The 19,133-nt window shown below is 70.8% G+C and carries 13 protein-coding genes and 1 pseudogene; 9 read left to right on the top strand and 5 right to left on the bottom strand.

Annotated features, from left to right (window positions below; all coding sequences use genetic code 11):
- Positions 1-85: 85 nt before the first annotated feature.
- Both AB0M39_RS03740 and ssd read right to left on the bottom strand, forming a co-directional pair.
- Positions 86-940, bottom strand: a pseudogene (locus AB0M39_RS03740) (TadA family conjugal transfer-associated ATPase); the annotation flags it as partial.
- Positions 937-2,040, bottom strand: a complete 1,104-nt coding sequence (gene ssd / locus AB0M39_RS03745) for a septum site-determining protein Ssd (RefSeq protein ID WP_365359781.1) — start codon at positions 2,038-2,040, stop codon at positions 937-939. The gene ssd and the pseudogene AB0M39_RS03740, both read right to left, overlap by 4 nt.
- A 480-nt stretch (positions 2,041-2,520) precedes the next feature.
- On the opposite strand from ssd, the gene AB0M39_RS03750 reads away from it, so the two are divergent.
- Complete coding sequence (locus AB0M39_RS03750) at positions 2,521-3,372, top strand: HAD-IB family hydrolase (RefSeq protein WP_365359783.1); 852 nt, start codon at positions 2,521-2,523, stop codon at positions 3,370-3,372.
- Between the two features lie 709 nt (positions 3,373-4,081).
- Here the strand turns inward: AB0M39_RS03750 and AB0M39_RS03755 are convergent.
- Entirely contained in the window at positions 4,082-4,912 is an 831-nt protein-coding gene (locus AB0M39_RS03755) for an oxidoreductase (RefSeq protein WP_365359785.1), read from the bottom strand.
- A 102-nt stretch (positions 4,913-5,014) separates the two neighbouring features.
- Here AB0M39_RS03755 and AB0M39_RS03760 point away from each other — a divergent pair, with 102 nt between their 5' ends.
- Entirely contained in the window at positions 5,015-6,010 is a 996-nt protein-coding gene (locus AB0M39_RS03760; RefSeq protein ID WP_365359787.1) for an ATP-binding protein, read from the top strand.
- A 50-nt stretch (positions 6,011-6,060) separates the two neighbouring features.
- Here AB0M39_RS03760 and AB0M39_RS03765 read toward each other — a convergent pair whose 3' ends face one another.
- Positions 6,061-7,560: a hypothetical protein gene (locus AB0M39_RS03765; RefSeq protein WP_365359789.1), complete on the bottom strand. Its 1,500-nt coding sequence runs from the start codon at positions 7,558-7,560 to the stop codon at positions 6,061-6,063.
- A 318-nt stretch (positions 7,561-7,878) separates the two neighbouring features.
- Between AB0M39_RS03765 and AB0M39_RS03770 the strand changes: the two genes are divergently transcribed.
- The 3 genes from AB0M39_RS03770 to nhaA all read left to right on the top strand — a co-directional run bounded on the left by AB0M39_RS03770 (position 7,879) and on the right by nhaA (position 14,457).
- Positions 7,879-10,266, top strand: coding sequence for a SulP family inorganic anion transporter (locus AB0M39_RS03770; RefSeq protein WP_365359791.1), 2,388 nt, complete (start codon positions 7,879-7,881; stop codon positions 10,264-10,266).
- A gap of 399 nt (positions 10,267-10,665) precedes the next feature.
- The gene (gene acs, locus AB0M39_RS03775; protein ID WP_365359793.1) at positions 10,666-12,621 is read left to right on the top strand and encodes an acetate--CoA ligase; all 1,956 of its coding nucleotides are present in this window, start codon (positions 10,666-10,668) and stop codon (positions 12,619-12,621) included.
- Between the two features lie 423 nt (positions 12,622-13,044).
- Entirely contained in the window at positions 13,045-14,457 is a 1,413-nt protein-coding gene (gene nhaA / locus AB0M39_RS03780; RefSeq protein WP_365359795.1) for a Na+/H+ antiporter NhaA, read from the top strand.
- 129 nt (positions 14,458-14,586) lie between these two features.
- Here the strand turns inward: nhaA and AB0M39_RS03785 are convergent, their stop codons facing one another.
- On the bottom strand, positions 14,587-16,218 hold the full coding sequence (locus tag AB0M39_RS03785; RefSeq protein ID WP_365359797.1) for an alpha/beta hydrolase: 1,632 nt from the start codon (positions 16,216-16,218) through the stop codon (positions 14,587-14,589).
- A gap of 198 nt (positions 16,219-16,416) precedes the next feature.
- Between AB0M39_RS03785 and AB0M39_RS03790 the strand changes: the two genes are divergently transcribed.
- The 4 genes from AB0M39_RS03790 (at position 16,417) to AB0M39_RS03805 (ending at position 18,947) form a co-directional block, all read left to right on the top strand.
- On the top strand, positions 16,417-16,842 hold the full coding sequence (locus AB0M39_RS03790; protein ID WP_365359799.1) for a VOC family protein: 426 nt from the start codon (positions 16,417-16,419) through the stop codon (positions 16,840-16,842).
- A 368-nt stretch (positions 16,843-17,210) separates the two neighbouring features.
- Complete coding sequence (locus tag AB0M39_RS03795) at positions 17,211-17,642, top strand: phage holin family protein (protein WP_365360183.1); 432 nt, start codon at positions 17,211-17,213, stop codon at positions 17,640-17,642.
- Positions 17,643-17,689: 47 nt separating this feature from the next.
- Positions 17,690-18,619, top strand: coding sequence for an alpha/beta hydrolase (locus AB0M39_RS03800; protein WP_365359801.1), 930 nt, complete (start codon positions 17,690-17,692; stop codon positions 18,617-18,619).
- A gap of 139 nt (positions 18,620-18,758) precedes the next feature.
- Positions 18,759-18,947, top strand: a complete 189-nt coding sequence (locus AB0M39_RS03805) for a hypothetical protein (RefSeq protein ID WP_365359803.1) — start codon at positions 18,759-18,761, stop codon at positions 18,945-18,947.
- Positions 18,948-19,133: the final 186 nt, after the last annotated feature.

Consider the following 19,133-nt stretch of genomic DNA (forward strand, 5'->3'; position numbering starts at 1 on the left):
ACGTAAATGACGACGGTACGCACCTTCACGCCAATCCCCCCTCACCTACCCCCTAGGGGGTCGATTGCGTGGATGGCTAAAGGAAGCACCCGCCCTCGTGCCCGGTGTTCAACGCGGCTAGGAGATCCTGGACTTCGGCCCCTCGGACCTCGCCGACGACCAGCCGGTCGGGCCGCATGCGCAGCGCCTGCCGCACCAGATCCCGCAGCGTGACCAGGCCCGCGCCCTCCTGGTTCGGAATGCGGGACTCCAGCCGCACCACGTGCGGGTGCTCGGGCCTGAGCTCAGCTGAGTCCTCGGCGAGCACGATCCGTTCGCGCTCCCCGACCAGCCCCAGCAGGCTCGAGAGCAGAGTCGTCTTTCCGGAACCGGTGCCCCCGCTGATGAGATAGGACAGCCTGGCCCCGACCAGCGCCCGCAGCACCTCGTCGCCGCCCGGCGGCAGCGTCCCCGCCGCCACCAGCTCCTCGACCGAGAACGCCCTGGGCCGCACCACCCGCAGCGACAGGCACGTCGAGCCGACCGCGACCGGTGGGATCACGGCGTGCATCCGCGTCCCGTCCGGCAGCCGGGCGTCCACCCAGGGCCGCGCGTCGTCCAGCCGCCGCCCGGCCGTCCCCGCGAGCCGCACCGCGAGCCTTCGCACCGATGCCTCGTCCGTGAACGAGACGGCTGCGGGCTCGAGCCCGCGGCTCCGGTCGACCCATACCCGGTCCGGCGCGGACACCAGCACATCGGTCACCGCGGGGTCGGCGAGCAGGGGGTCCAGCGGACCGGCTCCCACCAGTTGGCAGCGCAACTCAGCGGTGCCGCCCAGCACTTCGACGTCGCCCAGCAGCCGCCCCTGGGCTCGCAGCGCCGCCGCGACCCTGGCCGGCGTCGGCTCGGCGCCGCTCTCCGCGAGCCGCTCGCGCACGGCGTCCAGCAGTCCGGCGCTCATGAGACACCGCCGCCGGCCAGCGCACGCTCCCAGAAGGCCGAGCAGAATCGGGCGAGCGGCCCGCGTCCGCTGCCGCCCGGCGGCGCGCCCCCGTCCTGTGCGGCCAGCAGTCCGGCCTCCTGCGGCACCTCGCCCGCCAGCGGCAGCCCCAGCGCCTGCGCCACCCACTGCTCGTCCAGTCCTGCTGCGTACGGACCGCGCACCACGGCCCGCAGGTCGCCGAGGACCATGCCGACGGCCGACGCCACCCGGTTCGCCGCGGCGACCGCACGCAGCTCGCCCGGCACCACCAGCAGCCCGAGGTCCAGCTGGGCCAGCGCCTCCGCGACTCCCTCGTCGACCCGCCGCGGCAGATCCACGACCACTACACCGCCGCGCCTGCGGGCCGCGGCCAGCACCGACCGCATGGCCTGGGGCGGGATGGCCACCGAATCGCCGCGATCCCAGCTGAGCACGCGCAGCGCGTGCAGCTCCGGGAGCGACTCCTCCAGCGCCCCGCCGGCGACCCGTCCCTTGGAAGCGGCGAAATCAGGCCATCGTCGGCCTTTTGCTTGCTCTCCGCCGAGCAGTACGTCCAGACCGCCGCCCAGCGGGTCGCCGTCGACGAGCATCGTGCGCCGCCCCGAACGGGCCGCGGTCACCGCCAAGGCGCAGGCCAGCGTCGACGCCCCCGCACCGCCCCGCCCGCCGATCACCCCGACGGTCAGCGCGGGCCGCCCGACGCCCTCGACCACGTCCGCGATCCGGTCGACGAGCCAGCCCTCCGCGTCGGGCAGCCGCAGCACACAGTCGGCCCCGATCTCGACCGCCCGCCGCCACACGTCCGGGTCGTCCTGGTCCCGCCCGACGAGCAGCACACCGCGTCTGCGGGCGGCCCCGCGGCACCGCATGGCCGCGTCGTCGCCGACGAGGACCAGGGGCGCGCCCTCCCAGCTTCCTCTGCGGTCCGGCACCGAGTGGTGGACTTCCGGCTCCGCTCCCGCCGCGGCGCACAGCCGCAGCAGATCGTCGAGCAGTTCCACGTCCTCGGTGACGATCAGAGGCCCGTCCCGCCGCCCTTCGGCGACCGGCGGCCGTTCCGATGTGATGGATCCAGCCACGATCTCCAACCCCCCTCTACTGCGATCTCGCTTCACGGCGAGATCTGCGATTCCTTCGGTCCGCGAACTACGCGGGTGGAATCACGGTGCAGCGGCGCGGAAAATCGTGTGGATCTTGCTGAAAAACTGTGGACAACTAGCCACTTGTGAATATCTCTCTAGCCCAAACCGGTGACTCCCGGAGAGCAGCCTGACGACTACACAGAGTGACGAAAATGGAACCCTCGATGCCAGCCCATGCGTGGGCGGCAGAAGGGGAGAACGATCTCGATGGATCGGGGATGCCGGAGGAAAACGCGTCCGGACATGCGACGACCCCCGCCGGGGGGGAGAGCGGGGGTCGTCTCTCCGGCCGACTCGGGGGGGGAGGAGCCGGACCGGGTTAGCACGGTCGCGAACGATCCGTGACTTCCATGGTGTACCCGAGAGCCTTCTCAGGCAAACCCACGCGCCCCAGCGTACGCCGAATGGCGGGCACCTATGCTCAGGCTCGTGGAAAACCACTCCTTGCCCCGCGCGGCCGCGTTCTTTGACCTGGACAAGACGGTCATTGCGAAGTCATCGACGCTGACCTTCAGCAAGTCCTTCTACCAAGGAGGGCTGATCAACCGGCGCGCCGCACTGCGCACGGCCTATACCCAGTTCGTCTTTCTCGCGGGCGGCGCCGACCACGACCAGATGGAGCGGATGCGCCAGTACCTGTCCGCCCTCTGCAAAGGCTGGAACGTCCAGCAGGTCAAGGAGATCGTCGCCGAGACGCTCCACGACCTGATCGATCCGATCATCTACGACGAGGCGGCCTCGCTCATCGAGGAGCACCACACCGCCGGCCGGGACGTGGTCATCGTCTCCACCTCGGGCGCCGAGGTCGTCGAGCCGATCGGCGAGCTGCTCGGCGCGGACCGGGTGGTGGCCACCCGCATGGTGGTAGGCGACGACGGCTGCTTCACGGGCGAGGTGGAGTACTACGCCTACGGCCCCACCAAGGCGGAGGCGGTCAGGGATCTCGCCGAGTCCGAGGGCTATGACCTGGCGCGCTGCTACGCCTATAGCGACTCGGCCACCGACCTGCCGATGCTGGAGGCGGTCGGCCATCCGTACGCCGTCAATCCGGACCGGGCGCTGCGCCGCGAGGCAGTCGCCCGCGACTGGCCGATTCTCGACTTCACCCGTCCGGTCCGACTGAAGCAGCGGCTGCCCGGCTTCTCCCTGCCGCCGCGGCCCGCTCTGGTCGCCGCGGCGGCGGTGGGCGCTGCGGCCGCGACCGCCGGTCTCGTCTGGTACGCCAGCCGCCGGCGCTCCGCCGCCGCGGCCCAGGCGGCGGGACTGTGAGCCGGCCGGCGGGACCGCACGACGGCGCGCGCGACAGCAGGGGCGGCACGCGCCCCTGAAGCCCGCGAACCGGGCCGAGAGCCACGTGAACCGGACCGAGCCTGCGAACCGCGCCGCGCCTGCGCACCGGGCCGACATGAGTCCGTGAACCGGGCCGACTTGCGCGCGCCAATCGCGCGGCAATGCCGACGGCCGTCATAGCGGGAGCCCCGTAAGGGCGTAGACGACGGCTATAGCGACCGGCTCGCCGACGGCCGAATCGGCGGCTATAGCGGTGCGATGGAGACGGGTGAGCTGGCCCTGAGCCAGTCCTGACCGGGGCGGATGCGCAATTTCGCCCATATTTGAACCCAAAAGTAAAGAACTGCAGTCAGCCCTTCCGCTTCCCACCGCACTGGAGTACAAAGGAGTCAACGGCCCGCGAGACCAAGGACATCCGAGAGGATCACCTTTAACGCATCAAGGCCCACGGACCGAACGCATGAAAACTGAGCACCCACGCGACGTCGACCCGTCGATTACGGGCCAGCCGCACCAGGTGACGGGCAGAAGCTCCCGACCTGATGGGCAAAATTTCGAGGACGCTTGGTAACTCGGTGGACATGCCAGCGGCGGTACCAATTCCGGTACCGCCGCAACCCTGTTCAGGGACTTCTCCAGGCTCTCCCGTCCGCCTCACGACCCAGTCGGCTCCGGGCGGCCGAGCGGCTCAGGCGGCTCCGCGCTGCAGCGCCTCGCACACCGCCGTCGACTCCCTGACCCCCAGCTCCACCGACCGGCCGCAGTGGGCGATCCAGGCGGCCATGCCGGCCGGGGTCCCGGACAGATAGCCCTCGAAGGCAGCGACGTACGCCGCCCGGCCCTGCTCCGCGTGTCCGACCTCCGCCGGGCAGATCGACTTGGGGTCCAGTCCGCTGCCGATCAGCACGATGCGCTCGGCCGCCCGCGCGACCAGGCCGTTGTACGTGCCGAAGGGGCGCAGCGCCAGCAGTTCGCCGTGGACGACGGCGGCCGTCACCAGAGCCGGCGCGGAACTGCCGGCGATGATCAGCTCCGCCAGGCCGTCCAGTCGGCCGTTCACCTCGTCCGCGTCCGGCAGCGCCGCCTCGATGAGCGGCTCGTCCACCGTCTCGCCCGCCAGCCGCGGACGGCCGACGGTCTCGTCCTCGCCGGCGCCGGACGCCGCCACGAGGTGCAGTCTGGCCAGCACCCGGAGCGGCGACTGCCGCCAGATGGAGAGCAGTTGACCGGCCTCCGCCGTCAGCCGCAGCGCCGCGCCGACCGTGCGGGCCTCGCCTTCGACACCGAAGTCGGTCCGCCTGCGGACCTCCTCCAGCGCCCAGTCCGCGCCGGACAGCGCCGCGGAAGCGCGCGCTCCGCGCAGTGCGGCCTCCGAGGTGACCTCCGTGCTGCGGCGGCGCATCACACGGTGTCCATAGACCCGGTCGACCGCCTTGCGTACGGCGTCCACGGAGTCGGAGACGCCCGGAAGAGCTCCGAGGGCGGCGAGGGGATCGACCGACGAGGCATTCGTACTCATAGGTAGCGAGGCTACGCGCCCGGGGCGCACACCCCGCGTTGGAGTGGTCTTCTTCACGCACCTTGACCACGTCGAGCGATAGAACCACTACCCTAGGTGAACATGAAGATCGCTTTCGTCGGGAAGGGCGGCAGCGGCAAGACCACGCTGTCGTCGCTCTTCATCCGCCACCTCGCAGCCAATGAAGCCCCCGTCATCGCGGTGGACGCCGACATCAACCAGCATCTGGGGGTCGCGCTCGGCCTCGACGAGCCGGAGGCCGCCGCGCTGCCCGCGCTGGGCGCGCACCTGTCGCTGATCAAGAACTATCTGCGCGGCGCCAACCCCCGAATCCTCTCCGCCGAGTCGATGATCAAGACGTCGCCGCCCGGCGAGGGCTCACGGCTGCTGCGGGTCGGCGAGGACAACCCGATCTACGACGCCTGTGCCCGCACGGTGGCGCTGGACGACGGGGAGATCCGGCTCATGGCGACCGGCCCCTTCACCGAGTCCGATCTCGGCGTGGCCTGCTACCACTCCAAAGTCGGCGCTGTGGAGCTCTGCCTCAACCATCTCGTCGACGGCCCCGAGGAGTACGTCGTCGTCGACATGACCGCCGGCTCGGACTCCTTCGCCTCGGGGATGTTCACCCGCTTCGACATGACCTTCCTGGTGGCCGAGCCGACGCGGAAGGGCGTCTCGGTGTACCGCCAGTACAAGGAGTACGCACAGGACTTCGGCGTCGCGCTGAAGGTCGTCGGCAACAAGGTGCAGGGCCAGGACGACGTGGACTTCCTCCGCGACGAGGTGGGCGACGACCTGCTGGTCGCCCTCCGCCACTCGAACTGGGTGCGGTCGATGGAGAAGGGGCGGCCGTCGCGCTTCGAGCTGCTGGAGGCGGAGAACCGCATGTCCCTTCAGGTCCTGCAGAACGCGGCGGAGGACTCCTACGCCCACCGCGACTGGGAGCGCTACACACAGCAGATGGTCCACTTCCACCTGAGGAACGCGGAGAGCTGGGGGAACGCGAAAACCGGGGCCGACCTGGCTGCTCAGGTCGACCCCGGCTTCGTGCTCAGCGAACGGGTCCTCGAGGTCGGCGCCGCTCAGCCTGCCTGAGCTCTCACCGGCCCGCTCCGCGCGGCCGGGGGCTGATCAGCCCCCGCGGCCTAGTACTGGTCAGCCTCCTCGGCCGCGTACTCATCACTCCTCTCGGCTCTCTCCGCCTCCTCCGCCCTCCTTGCCCTCTCCGCCATCTCGGCCTTCTCCGCCTTCTCCGCCTTCTCTGCCTCCTCGGCTCTGTGCGCCCTCTTCGCGCTCTCGGCCTCTGCCGCCTCTGCGGCCTCCTCGGCAGCGGACCGATCCGTCCTCTGGGAGCCGGCGTTGCCGGTGCGCTCGGCGTCGGAGCGTCCGTCCCGCTTGGCCTTCGGCGAGGCGGACGCGCCGCGCGGCTGGGCGGCGAGGAAGCTCGCCCAGCCGTCCTTCGGGGCCTTGCCGACCTTGAGAGTGCGCAGCTTGGCCAGCACCGACGGGTCCTGGGCGTCCAGCCAGTCGGCGAGCTGACGGAAGGACACGCACTTCACGTCGGGCTTGGTGCACACCGTCGCGATCGTCTCCTCGATGGCGCGCATATAGGTGCCGCCGTTCCAGGACTCGAAGTGGTTGCCGATGATCAGCGGCGCGCGGTTGCCCTGGTAGGCGCGGTCGAAGGCCTGCAGCAGGCCGTCGCGCATCTGCTTGCCCCAGTAGCCGTGCATCGACGAGGCGCCTCTGCTCGTGGACCCGGACTGGTTGACCATGAAGTTGTAGTCCATGGAGAGCGTCTCGAAGGCGCGCCCCGGGACCGGGACCAGCTGCAACGAGAGGTCCCACAGGCCGAGTTCCTTCTCGGGCCAGATCTGGTCGTTGATGCCGCTGGTGTCGTAGCGCAGGCCCAGCTCGCTGGCCGCGCGCACGAAGTTCTTCCGGCCCTCGAGGCACGGGGTGCGGGCGCCGATGAGCTCCTTGTCGTAGTCGAAGGGCAGCGGCTTCTCGTTCTTCAGGCCGGAGTTCGTCTTCCAGTGCTTCACAAACGACTTGGCCTGGCGGATCTCGCTCTTCCACTCCTCGACCGACCAGGTGCCGACGCCGCCGTCCGGGCCGCAGAAGTGGCCGTTGAAGTGGGTGCCCACCTCGTTGCCCTCCTGCCAGGCGCCGCGCAGCTCGCGCACGGTGTTCCTGATCCCCTCGGTGTCGTTGAAGCCGATGTCCGAGCGGCCCGGCGCGTGCTTCGGCGGGTCGTAGAGGGTCGCCTTCTCCTCCGGGAGGAGGTAGACGCCGCTGAGGAAGTACGTCATCGTCGCGTCGTACTTCTTGGCGACGGCGCGGAAGTGGGAGAAGAGCTTCTGGCTGTCCTCGCCGGCCCCGTCCCACGAGAACACCACGAACTGCGGGGGCTCCTGGCCAGGCTTGAGACGCTCCGGCTTGAGCAGACCCGGCTGGACTCCGGTGAACGCGGTGGAGCCGTCGCCGATCAGGCGCACCGCGCTCTTCGGGGCGCCGACGCCCTCCTTCGCCCCGGGCGCCCCCTCCTTGGAGCCGGATCCCTCTGAGCCGGAACAGCCGGCGAGTCCTGCGATCAGGGCCGTGGCGACTGCGCCGACGGCGGTTCTCCTCGTGGCGGCTGACATCCGCCCACCTCTCTCCCTCTGCCTGTGCGACTTCCGTTCGACGCGGTTTCTGCGGCGCCGACAAAGTCGCATCGCGGTCCTGAGGGGGAGGAACGACGAGCCGATATGAAATTACTAATCACCGCATCGGGTGAATGATTGCCCCATTTGCCCCGAAAGTCGGGCCAGCTTCTTTACTCTGCATTACGATCCATTTACCGAGTGTTGAAGAAGCTCGGTCTGAGCCAGCCCAGCTCTCAGATATCCCGCCGCTGCACGCCGTGACCCACGGCCGCGACCCCCATTCCGCGACCGCGCCGCCCGGAGGAGACGGGAAACATGTCCGCCTGCGTCCCCACCCGCACTGACGACGACTCTCATCAACCCCCCGACGAGCCCCCTCGAGGGCGTCCGTCCCGCCCCCTGCTCACCGCGCGCTTCAAACGCCGGCGCCGCACAAGCCCGCACGACGACGGCCCCCGCCGCCGATTCCCCATCGCGGGCGCAGACCTGTCCGCGTCGATCTCCGTCTTCCTGATCGCGCTGCCGCTCTCGCTCGGCATCGCGCTCGCCACCGGCGCGCCGCTCCAGGCCGGACTGGTGGCGGCCGCCGTCGGCGGGATCGTCGCGGGATGGATCGGCGGTTCGCCCCTGCAGGTCAGCGGCCCCGCAGCCGCACTGACGGTGGTCACCGCCGAGTTGATCCAGCGGTACGGCTGGCGCACCACCTGTGCGATCACCGTCCTGTCCGGCCTCGCCCAACTCGGCCTGGCCGCCCTGCGGGTGGCCCGCTCGGCTCTCGCCGTCAGCCCGGCGATCGTGCATGGAATGGTGGCCGGCATCGGCGGGACGATCGCCCTGGCACAACTCCACATCGTCCTCGGCGGCACCCCCCAGAGCTCCGCCATCGACAACGTCCTAGGGCTTCCAGCCCAGTTGGCCGACCTCCACCCGGCCGCGCTCTCGGTCAGCGCCCTGACCATTGCTCTGCTGCTGGTGTGGCCGCGGATTCCCGGCCGGGCGGGGCGGACGGTCCGGAAGATCCCGGCCGCTCTCGCCGCCGTGGCGGGCGCGACCACGCTGGCGGCCGTCGCCGCGCTGAGCCTGCCGCGCGTCGACCTGCCGTCCTGGCGCAGCCACGCCCTGCCCGAGCTGCCCGAAGGCCCCGTGCTCGGAATCCTCGCGGCCGTGCTCACCGTCACGCTGGTGGGCAGCGTGACGTCGCTCCTGTCGGCGGTCGCCGTCGACAAGCTGGCCGCCGCCCGCAAGGAGCAGCCGGGCGTGCGCCTGCCACGCTCCCGGCTCGACCGGGAGCTGGCCGGCCAGGGCGCGGCGAACATCGTCTCCGGTGCGCTCGGCGGGCTGCCGATCACCGGAGTCGCCGTACGCAGCGCGGCCAATGTGTCGGCGGGCGGGGTGAGCCGTCACTCCACGATGCTCCACGGCCTGTGGATCGCCGTCGCCGCGCTGCTGCTGGCGCCCTTCCTCGAGGTGATCCCGCTGGCCGCGCTGGCGGCGCTGGTGATGGTCCTCGGCGTTCAGATGATCAGCATCACGCATCTGCGCACCGTGAAGCGGAATCGCGAGTTGCTCGTGTACGCGGTGACGCTCGCCTCGGTCCTCGTCACCGGGGTGCTGGAAGGCGTCGTGATCGGCGTCGCGGTGGCCGTCGCCGTCGCGCTGCACCGGCTGACCAGGACGCGGATCACGGCGGACGAGCAGGACGGCGTCCACCGGGTCCGGGTGCGCGGGCAGTTGACGTTCCTGGCGGTGCCCAGGCTGAGCCGGATGCTCGGGCAGGTGCCCGCCGGGGCGGAGTGCGTCGTCGAGCTGGACGGGTCCTTCATGGACCATGCGGCGTACGAGGCGCTGCACGACTGGCAGGGCTCGCACGTCTCCCAGGGCGGGACGGTGGAGTTCACCGGGCGGGCGGGGGGCCGGATCAGCGAGCCGGCCTCCGAGACGCACGGCTGCTGCCGGCCCTGGACGCCCTGGCGCAACCACCACTGCGACGAGGGCCCGCAGCCGGTCGCGTCGTCGGATCAACTGGCCAATGGGCTCAGCTCGTTCCAGCGCAACACCGCCCCGCTGGTGCGAGACGAGCTGGCTCGGCTGGCGCGCGAGGGTCAGCGACCCTCGCAGCTCTTCCTGACCTGCGCCGACTCCCGCCTGGTCACCAGCATGATCACGTCCAGCGGGCCGGGCGACCTGTTCACGGTGCGCAATGTGGGCAACCTGGTGCCCCTGCCGGGCGAGGAGAGCAGTGACGACTCGGTGGCCGCCGCGATCGAGTACGCGGTGGACGTTCTGAAGGTGGACTCGATCACCGTCTGCGGGCACTCCGGGTGCGGGGCGATGCAGGCGCTGCTCACGAGTCCGCCCGCAGGCGCGCAGACGCCCCTGCGCCGCTGGCTGCGGCATGGCCAGCCGAGCCTGGAGCGGATGAAGAGCAGGCACCACCCCTGGGCGAGGATCTCCGGGCGGCTGCCGGCCGACGCGGTGGAGCAGCTGTGTCTGACCAATGTGGTCCAGCAGTTGGAGCATCTGCGGGCGCATGAGGCGGTGGCGCAGCGGCTCGCCGAGGGCACGTTGGAGCTCCACGGGATGTACTTCCATGTGGGCGAAGCGCAGGCGTATCTGCTGGCGGGCAGCGGGGAGCATGTGATCGGCGAGGTCTTCGACCGGGTGGCGGCGGCGCCTTCGGCCCTTCAGAAGGCGCGGGTCTGAGCCACGGGGGCGCGGGCGGGCAGGGCTGCCGGCCCACGGCGGTACGCCGTTGCCCGTTCCCGGTCGTACGCCGGCCCCTTCAGGTCCCTTCAGGTCGTACGCGCCCTAGCGCACATCGGGAACCGCGAGGTACATCGCGAACCTCAAGGCACATCGTGAACCGCGATGCTCCGGCATCCGTGGGAACGGGTGGCCCCTCCTTCCCGCCGCCCGGGAAGGAGGGGCGTCCATACGCCCATCCAGCCACGGAGCCCATCTGGGCGCCAACAGGGTTTACCGGCCGGTCCGCCGACAGGTCTAAACCAATATCCGGAAGGCCCTTGTCACCTGGCCGTCTGGCTGATGAGGTATGGCCTGGGACACATAGGCACATAGGACGCCCTGGGAAAGGGAGATGTCGTGAGCAACGAGAGCCTGGCCAACCTGCTCAAGGAAGAGCGGCGGTTCGCGCCGCCTGCGGAGCTGGCCGCGAACGCCAACGTGACGGCGGAGGCGTACGAGCGGGCCGAGGCGGACAGGCTTGGCTTCTGGGCCGAGCAGGCACGACGGCTGACGTGGGCGGTGGAGCCCACCGAGGTCCTCGACTGGTCGAACCCGCCGTTCGCGAAGTGGTTCGCGGACGGCGAGTTGAACGTGGCGTACAACTGCGTCGACCGGCACGTCGAGGCCGGGCACGGGGACCGGGTGGCGATCCACTTCGAGGGCGAGCCAGGCGACGGACGGGCCATCACCTACGCCCAGCTGAAGGACGAGGTCTGCCGGGCGGCGAACGCGCTGACCGAGCTCGGCGTGCAGGCCGGCGACCGGGTCGCCGTCTACCTGCCCATGATCCCCGAGGCCGCCGTCGCGATGCTGGCGTGCGCGCGGATCGGCGCGGCGCACTCGGTGGTCTTCGGCGGGTTCTCCGCCGACGCGGTCGCCTCCCGCATCCAGGACGCCGACGCGAAGCTGGTCATCACCGCCGACGGCGGCTACCGCCGAGGCAAGCCCTCCGCGCTCAAGCCCGCGATCGACGAGGCCGTGGCCCGCTGCCCGCAGGTCGAGCACGTACTCGTCGTCCGCCGCACCGGCCAGGACACCGCCTTCACCGAGGGCCGCGACGTGTGGTGGCACGACGCCGTCGGCCGCCAGTCGGCCGAGCACACCCCGCAGGCGTTCGGCGCGGAGCACCCGCTGTTCATCCTCTACACCTCGGGCACCACGGGGAAGCCGAAGGGCATCCTGCACACCTCCGGCGGCTACCTCACCCAGACGGCCTACACCCACCAGGCCGTCTTCGACCTCAAGCCCGAGTCGGACGTGTACTGGTGCACCGCCGACGTCGGCTGGGTCACCGGCCACTCGTACATCGTCTACGGACCGCTGGCCAACGGCGCCACCCAGGTCATGTACGAGGGCACCCCCGACACCCCCCACCAGGGCCGCTTCTGGGAGATCGTCCAGAAGTACGGCGTCACCCTCCTCTACACCGCGCCCACCGCGATCCGCACGTTCATGAAGTGGGGCGACGACATCCCCGCCAAGTTCGATCTGAGCAGCCTGCGGGTCCTCGGGTCGGTCGGCGAGCCCATCAACCCCGAAGCCTGGATCTGGTACCGCGAGCACATCGGCGCCGGCAAGACCCCGATCGTCGACACCTGGTGGCAGACCGAGACCGGCGCGATGATGATCTCGCCGCTGCCGGGCGTCACCGAGACCAAGCCCGGCTCCGCCCAGCGCGCCCTGCCCGGCATCAGCGCGACCGTCGTGGACGACGAGGCCAACGAGGTTCCCGACGGAGGCGGCGGCTACCTCGTCCTCACCGAGCCGTGGCCCTCCATGCTCCGCACCATCTGGGGCGACGACCAGCGGTTCATCGACACGTACTGGTCCCGCTTCGAAGGCAAGTACTTCGCGGGCGACGGCGCCAAGAAGGACGACGACGGCGACATCTGGCTCCTGGGCCGCGTCGACGACGTCATGCTCGTCTCCGGCCACAACATCTCGACCACCGAGGTCGAGTCGGCCCTGGTCTCCCACCCCAAGGTCGCCGAGGCCGCCGTCGTCGGCGCGGCGGACGAGACCACCGGGCAGGCCATCGTCGCCTTCGTCATCCTGCGCGGCACCGCCCACGAGGACGAGAACCTCGTCAACGACCTGCGCAACCACGTCGGCGCCACCCTCGGCCCGATCGCCAAGCCCAAGCGGGTCCTCCCGGTCGCCGAGCTCCCCAAGACCCGCTCCGGCAAGATCATGCGCCGCCTCCTGCGCGACGTCGCCGAGAACCGCCAGCTCGGTGACGTCACCACCCTCACCGACTCCTCCGTCATGGACCTGATCCAGTCGAAGCTGCCGTCGGCGGCGAGCGAGGACTGACACAGGGCACGGGGCACAGAGCACAGAGCACAGGGATGTAGGCACGCAGAGAGATCACGCAGAGACGTAGGGAAGGAAGGGGTCCGGTCGCCCAGCGACCGGACCCCTTCCGCGTGTTCCACGTGTTCCACGTGTTCCGCCTGCCGGCCCCCGGCCCCGGCCCCCGCCTCCGAGTCCGCCAGTCGGTCAGGCGGTCAGCCGGTCAGGCGGTCAGGCGGTCAGACGGCGCCCGGGCCGCCTCTCCCGCCTCCACCCGCGCGCCGTATGCCGGATTCGCCCCTAAAGTGAGGGGCACCGGATGCACCCTGGCGCAGTTAGGTAAACTAAAGACCGCGTCAAGGACGTGACAAGAGAATCTAGGTGCGCCGGGAAGTCTGGTCGGCATGTGCTCAGTCCTGCCCACCCGACCGGAGGTTCCCCGACGTGGCCGCGCCCACCCCCACCCCCCGTAAGTTCCTCGGACGCCTCTCCCTGCCCGAGCGGACCTTCGTGGCGGACGCGCTGCGCACCGAGACCGTCGGCGGCGTACTTCTCCTCGTCGCCGCCGTCGCCGCGCTGATCTGGGCGAACTCCCCGTTGGGCGACTCGTACACGGCCGTCAGCGACTTCCATGTCGGCCCCGCAGCCCTCGGCCTCGACCTCTCCATCCAGCACTGGACCGCCGACGGACTGCTCGCGATCTTCTTCTTCGTCGCCGGCATCGAGCTCAAGCGCGAGCTGGTGGCCGGCGAGCTGCGCGACCCCAAGGCCGCCGCTCTCCCCGTGATCGCCGCGGTCTGCGGCATGGCTGTGCCCGCGCTCGTCTACACGCTGACCGTCACCGCCGGCGGCGGCTCCTATGACGGCTGGGCCGTGCCCACCGCCACCGACATCGCCTTCGCGCTGGCCGTCCTCGCGGTCATCGGCACCTCGCTGCCGTCGGCGCTGCGCGCGTTCCTGCTCACCCTCGCCGTCGTGGACGACCTCTTCGCAATCCTGATCATCGCGATCTTCTTCACCGCCGATCTGAACTTCGCGGCCCTCGGCGGGGCCGTGGTCGGCCTCGGCGTCTTCTGGCTGCTGCTGCGCAAGAACGTGCGCGGCTGGTACGTGTACGTGCCGCTGGCCCTGGTCGTCTGGGGGCTGATGTACAACAGCGGCGTCCACTCCACCGTCGCCGGCGTCGCGATGGGCCTGATGCTCCGCTGCACCCGCCGCGAAGGCGAGAAGCGCTCCCCCGGCGAGCGCATCGAGCACCTCGTACGGCCCCTGTCGGCGGGACTCGCCGTACCGCTGTTCGCGCTCTTCTCGGCGGGCGTCACCGTCAGCGGCCAATCGCTCGGCGACGTCTTCAGCAAGCCGGAGACCCTCGGCGTGGTCCTCGGCCTGGTGGTCGGCAAGGCCGTCGGTATCTTCGGCGGCACATGGCTGGCGGCGCGCTTCACGCGTGCGGAGCTCAACGACGACTTGGCGTGGCCGGACGTCTTCGCGGTCGCCGCGCTCGCCGGAATCGGCTTCACCGTCTCGCTCCTCATCGGCGAGCTCGCCTTCGCCGGCGACCCGGTGCTGACCGACGAGGTCAAGGCCGCGGTCCTGTTGGGCTCGCTGATAGCCGCCGTGTTCTCCGCGATTCTGCTCAAGCTGCGGGTGCGCAAGTACCGCGCGCTGGTCGACGACGAGGAGCGCGACGAGGACGAGGACGGCATCCCCGACGTCTACGAGCAGGACAACCCCGAGTATCACCTGCGGATGGCCGAGATCTACGAGAAGAGGGCCCAGGAGCACCGCCGCAAGGCCGAGCTGGCGAGGGCGTCACGCGACGGCGGCGACGGCGGCGGCGGCGACCGCGACGCATGACGCATGACGGAGCCCCCTACCGGTGGGAAATCCACTGGTAGGGGCCCTTTCACGCCTGTGGCGCTCAGATCAGGCCGGACCGACCTGATCTGAGCGCCACACAGGCACCGTCTCGGGGCGCCGTCTCCGCTAGCGCGCGGAGACGGCGCCTGCCATACCGCCCCCGCCGGTGGCGACGCCGCCGCTCGGCTTGGGCGGGGAGAAGGGCGGCCTGTCCTGCCTGCACCTTGTCCCGGGCGGCGGAAGGACGCCGTCGATGAGGTAGCGGCTCTCATGGGCCTGGATGCAGCTGCTGGGGTTGAGCAGTGCGGTGTGCCCATGCCCGTCGTTGGTGAGCAGGCGGGCGTCGGCCAGCTCTTCGGCCATGGCCTGCGCGGCCGCATAGGGAGTGGAGGGGTCGTACCTGGTGCCGACCACCAGGATGGGGTGCGCAGTCGGCTTGTTCCACGGGCCGCGGTAGCGGTTGGCGGCGACCGGCCAGGTGGCACAACCCTCGGCGGCCCAGGTCCAGAAGCGTCCGGCGTCGCCCGCGTGGACCGCGCTGGCCTCCTCCAGGGCGTGGTAGACACCCGGGTCACGCGGGTTGGGGCTGTCGCTGCAGAGCACCGCGGCGCCCTGCTCCACGCCGGCGTACGGATTCGGGTTCGGGACCGGCGGCGGGGGCGGGAAGACGGGCGGCGCCGGGACGCGGCCCTGCCACAGGTCCTGCAGCCTGCCGGCGAGCCCCGTCCACCCCGGGTGGACGATGTAGAGGCTGTTCACCACGTCGGCGACCGTTCCGGCATAGGTCGACGTGCCCACGGGATGCTTCCTGAGGCGCTGCATCAGCTGGTCGAACTTGTCCCGGGTCGCCTGCGGGCTGCCGGCGGAGAAGGCGCAGCGGGCGGTGGTGGCGGCCCCGCACAGGGCGAGGAACTGGTCCAGGGTCGCCGCCGCACTGCGGTCCGAGCCCAGGCGCAGGAAGGACGTGAGCCGGGGGTCGGCGTCGGAGGCGTGGTTCGTCCAGGCCTGGGGATCCCAGTCGCTGTCGAGGACCAGGGCACGGACCTTGTCCGGGAAGAGGTTGGCGTAGGTGGCGCCCAGGATCGTGCCGTAGGAGATCCCGAGGTAGGTGAGCTTCGGGTCGCCCACCGCTCCGCGGAGCAGGTCGAGGTCGCGAGCGGTCTCGGCGGTCGACACATGGCGCAGGAGCTGGGGGTCGCGCTGCTCACAGCGCCGGACCAGGTCCTTGAACGCGGCGATGAAGACCGTCCGCTCCTTCTCGCCCACCGGGAAGCCCGCCGCGTGGCCCGCGTTCCACTCGGCTGCCTCCTCGGGGGTCTCGAAGCAGTTCACCGCGGTGCTGTTGCCGACTCCACGGGGGTCCCAGCTGACGATGTCGAACCGCTCCCGCACCTCGCGCGGGAAGGACTCGTAGTTCTGCGGCATCTGCACCGACCCGGGCCCGCCGGGGCCGCCGGGGTTGAAGAACAGGCTGCCGATGCGCCGCCCGGGGTCGGTGGCCTTCCGCCGGACGACCGCCAATTCGATGGTGCGGCCGCCGGGGTCGTTGTAGTCCAGGGGCACCTTGGCGGTGGCGCAGTCGTACGGGCTGCCGGGTATGCAGCGACTCCAGTCCAGCCGCAGGGCGGGCGGCTCCGACGGGGACGGCGCGCCGCCGGCCTGAGCAACTCCTGGGCCGGCGAATATCGTTGAGCAGATCACCGTCGCGGCGAGGGCCGCCGCGTGATGTCGGCGGCCCGCTATGGATCGTATGGACATGCTCCGTCTTCCTCCGTCGCCGTCGAGGGTCCGGTGCCGCCGATGCCGCGCACTTCGGCACGCATCCGTGTGCACCACCGTGAGCACCGCCGTGTGCACCACAACACTGGGATCCGGCGTCTCACGCGAGCCGACAGCGGCCGAATGGGGCGAGGCCGCCTCCCCGGCAGCGGCCGCGGTTCACGGCACAGTGGAGGCATGGACGCAGACGACAGGAACCCTCTGGCCCGGGCACGGGTGGCGACCAGGCTTCCCGCCCAGGACCTGGACCGGGCGCGGCGCTTCTACTCCGAGCGGCTCGGGCTGGAGCCCGTGGACGAGCGGCCCGGCGGGCTGCTGTACCGGTGCCAGGGCACGGAGTTCGCCCTGTTCCAGTCGACGGGCGCCTCGCCCGGGACCTTCACGCAGATGGCGTTGCAGGTCGACGACATCGAGACGGCCGTGGCGGAGCTCAGGCGGCGCGGCGTGGTGTTCGAGGAGGTCGACGTGCCCGGGCTCCGCACGAAGGACGGGATCGCCGACATCGACGGGAACTATCCGAGCAAGGGCGCCCGCGGCGAACGCGGCGCCTGGTTCCGCGACAGCGAGGGGAACCTGCTGGGCATCGGCGCGCCGGTCGTCTGAGAACGCCCCGGTCGCCTGAGAAGGCCCGGTCGCCCGAGAACCCGCCGGTCGCCTGAGGATGAGGACCGGCTAGGACCTGGCTGAGGAGAGGACCCGGCTAGGTCCTGGCCGAGGAGAGGACCCGGCTAGGACCCGGCCGAGGAGAGGACCCGGCTAGGTCCCGGCCAAGGAGAGGATCTGGCCGGTACTCGATGGCGGGCCGTCACACGGGCCCATGCCAAAGGCCGGCAGGGCCACGAGACCCCTGGCGGGGCGGAATACTCGACAGTCCGGCATGATCTGACATCGGATCCGTTGATGAGGAGAGGGAGTCAGCGATGAGCGACCCCGGCAACGCTACGGCCAATGCGACGATCACGGTGAGGCCCGTGAACGCCGAAGCCGTCGGCGCCGACCGCAGTCTCGGCCAGTTGGTGGCAACGGCGACGGCCGAGATGTCCGCGCTCGTGCACGACGAGATCGCCCTGGCCAAGGCCGAGCTGCGACAGGACGTCAAGCGCGGCGCGATCGGCGGCGCGGCCATCACCATCGCGGGAGTGTTCGCGCTCTTCTCGCTGCCGGTGCTCAGCTTCGCCGCGGCGTACGGGATCCACAATCTGGGTCTCGGCCTGGCCTGGTCCTTCCTGATCGTGGGGGTGGCGTTCCTGGTGCTGGCGGGGCTGCTGGCGCTGCTCGCCGTGTCCAAGTTCAAGAAGGTCAAGCCGCCGGAGCGGTCCATCGCCTCGGCTAAGGAGACGGCTGCCGTACTGCAGAGCGTCAAGCCGCACACCAGGGCGTCCCGGGACAAAATGCCCGTCTGAACGAGCGGTGGCGGCCGGACGACCGCAGTTGTGGCACGCTCGTCAGCATGACGGCCCCCGAAATCGGTAATGGAAGCCCCGTACGCATCGATGGTCCCTGGACCCACCGCGACGTGGCCGCCAATGGCGCGCGCTTCCATATCGCCGAGGTCGGCGACGGGCCGCTGGTGCTGTTCCTCCACGGCTTCCCGCAGTTCTGGTGGACCTGGCGGCATCAGCTGACGGCGCTCGCGGACGCCGGGTTCCGGGCCGTCGCGATGGACCTGCGGGGCGTGGGCGGCAGCGACCGTACGCCGCGGGGCTACGACCCCGCGAACCTCGCGCTCGACATCACCGGGGTCGTACGGTCCCTCGGCGAGCCCGACGCGGCGCTCGTCGGGCACGACCTGGGCGGGTACCTGGCGTGGACGGCGGCCGTGATGCGGCCCAAGCTGGTCCGCCGGCTCGCGGTCTCCTCGATGCCGCATCCGCGGCGGTGGCGCTCGGCGATGCTCTCGGACTTCTCGCAGAGCCGCGCCGGGTCCTATATCTGGGGCTTCCAGCGGCCGTGGGTGCCGGAGCGTCAGCTGGTCGCGGACGACGCGGCCTTGGTGGGCAAGCTCATCAACGACTGGTCCGGGCCGCAGCCGCCGGAGGAGGAAGCGGTCGAGGTCTACCGGCGCGCGATGTCGATCCCGTCGACGGCGCACTGCTCGATCGAGCCGTACCGGTGGATGGTGCGCTCGCTGGCGCGGCCGGACGGCATCCAGTTCAACCGGCGGATGAAGCGCCCGGTGCGGGTGCCGACGCTGCATCTGCACGGCTCGCTGGACCCGGCGATGCGGACGCGCAGCGCGGCGGGCTCCGGGGAGTACGTGGAGGCGCCGTACCGCTGGCGGCTCTTCGACGGCCTGGGCCACTTCCCTCATGAGGAGGATCCTGCGGCGTTCTCGACGGAGCTCATCAACTGGCTCAAGGACCCCGAGCCCGACCGGTAGCCCCGGCGGGCCCGGCCCGTCAACGCCCCACCGTGCACACGGAACTCTTGTACGACGAACAGCCAATTGCCTGGCGCATAGGCCAATTGGCGGCCCCTCAGGCGGTTACCGACCTTGGGGCCCGGGCACACGTCGGGGTATGGGCTGGACGCACGACTACGGTGACGCAGCACGCAACCGCCGGTCGGCCAGTGGGCCGATCATCCACGACAGGGGTGGCCCCCAGGTCGAGGGACATGAGCATACGGGGCAGGGGATCGGCATCCCCCGCATCCTGAGGCGCCGGGCCCGCTGGGTCTCGGCGCGACTGCGGCATACCCGCGGCTGACGGACTCGTCCGCGCCGCCGCCGCGCGACCCGGAGCATCCTTCCTCCGAGGCGCCGCACACACATCCCGGATCTCCCGCCAGGGGAGGGGTGTGTCCTGCGCCCCTCCTCGGTCGTGGTCGTTCCTCGGTCACGGTCCTCGCTCCGTCGCGGACCTTGTTCCGTCGCGGACCTTGTTCCGTCGCGG

Source organism: Streptomyces sp. NPDC051907, assembly GCF_040681075.1.
Taxonomy (GTDB): Bacteria; Actinomycetota; Actinomycetes; order Streptomycetales; family Streptomycetaceae; genus Streptomyces.

Coding starts and splice junctions, on each gene's coding strand:
- AB0M39_RS03770 (WP_365359791.1), top strand. CDS start 7,879: ATGTCCGCCTGCGTCCCCACCCGCACTGACGACGACTCTCATCAACCC.
- AB0M39_RS03765 (WP_365359789.1), bottom strand. CDS start 7,560: ATGTCAGCCGCCACGAGGAGAACCGCCGTCGGCGCAGTCGCCACGGCC.
- AB0M39_RS03785 (WP_365359797.1), bottom strand. CDS start 16,218: ATGTCCATACGATCCATAGCGGGCCGCCGACATCACGCGGCGGCCCTC.
- AB0M39_RS03805 (WP_365359803.1), top strand. CDS start 18,759: ATGGGCTGGACGCACGACTACGGTGACGCAGCACGCAACCGCCGGTCG.
- AB0M39_RS03760 (WP_365359787.1), top strand. CDS start 5,015: ATGAAGATCGCTTTCGTCGGGAAGGGCGGCAGCGGCAAGACCACGCTG.
- AB0M39_RS03755 (WP_365359785.1), bottom strand. CDS start 4,912: ATGAGTACGAATGCCTCGTCGGTCGATCCCCTCGCCGCCCTCGGAGCT.
- AB0M39_RS03750 (WP_365359783.1), top strand. CDS start 2,521: ATGCTCAGGCTCGTGGAAAACCACTCCTTGCCCCGCGCGGCCGCGTTC.
- AB0M39_RS03790 (WP_365359799.1), top strand. CDS start 16,417: ATGGACGCAGACGACAGGAACCCTCTGGCCCGGGCACGGGTGGCGACC.
- AB0M39_RS03800 (WP_365359801.1), top strand. CDS start 17,690: ATGACGGCCCCCGAAATCGGTAATGGAAGCCCCGTACGCATCGATGGT.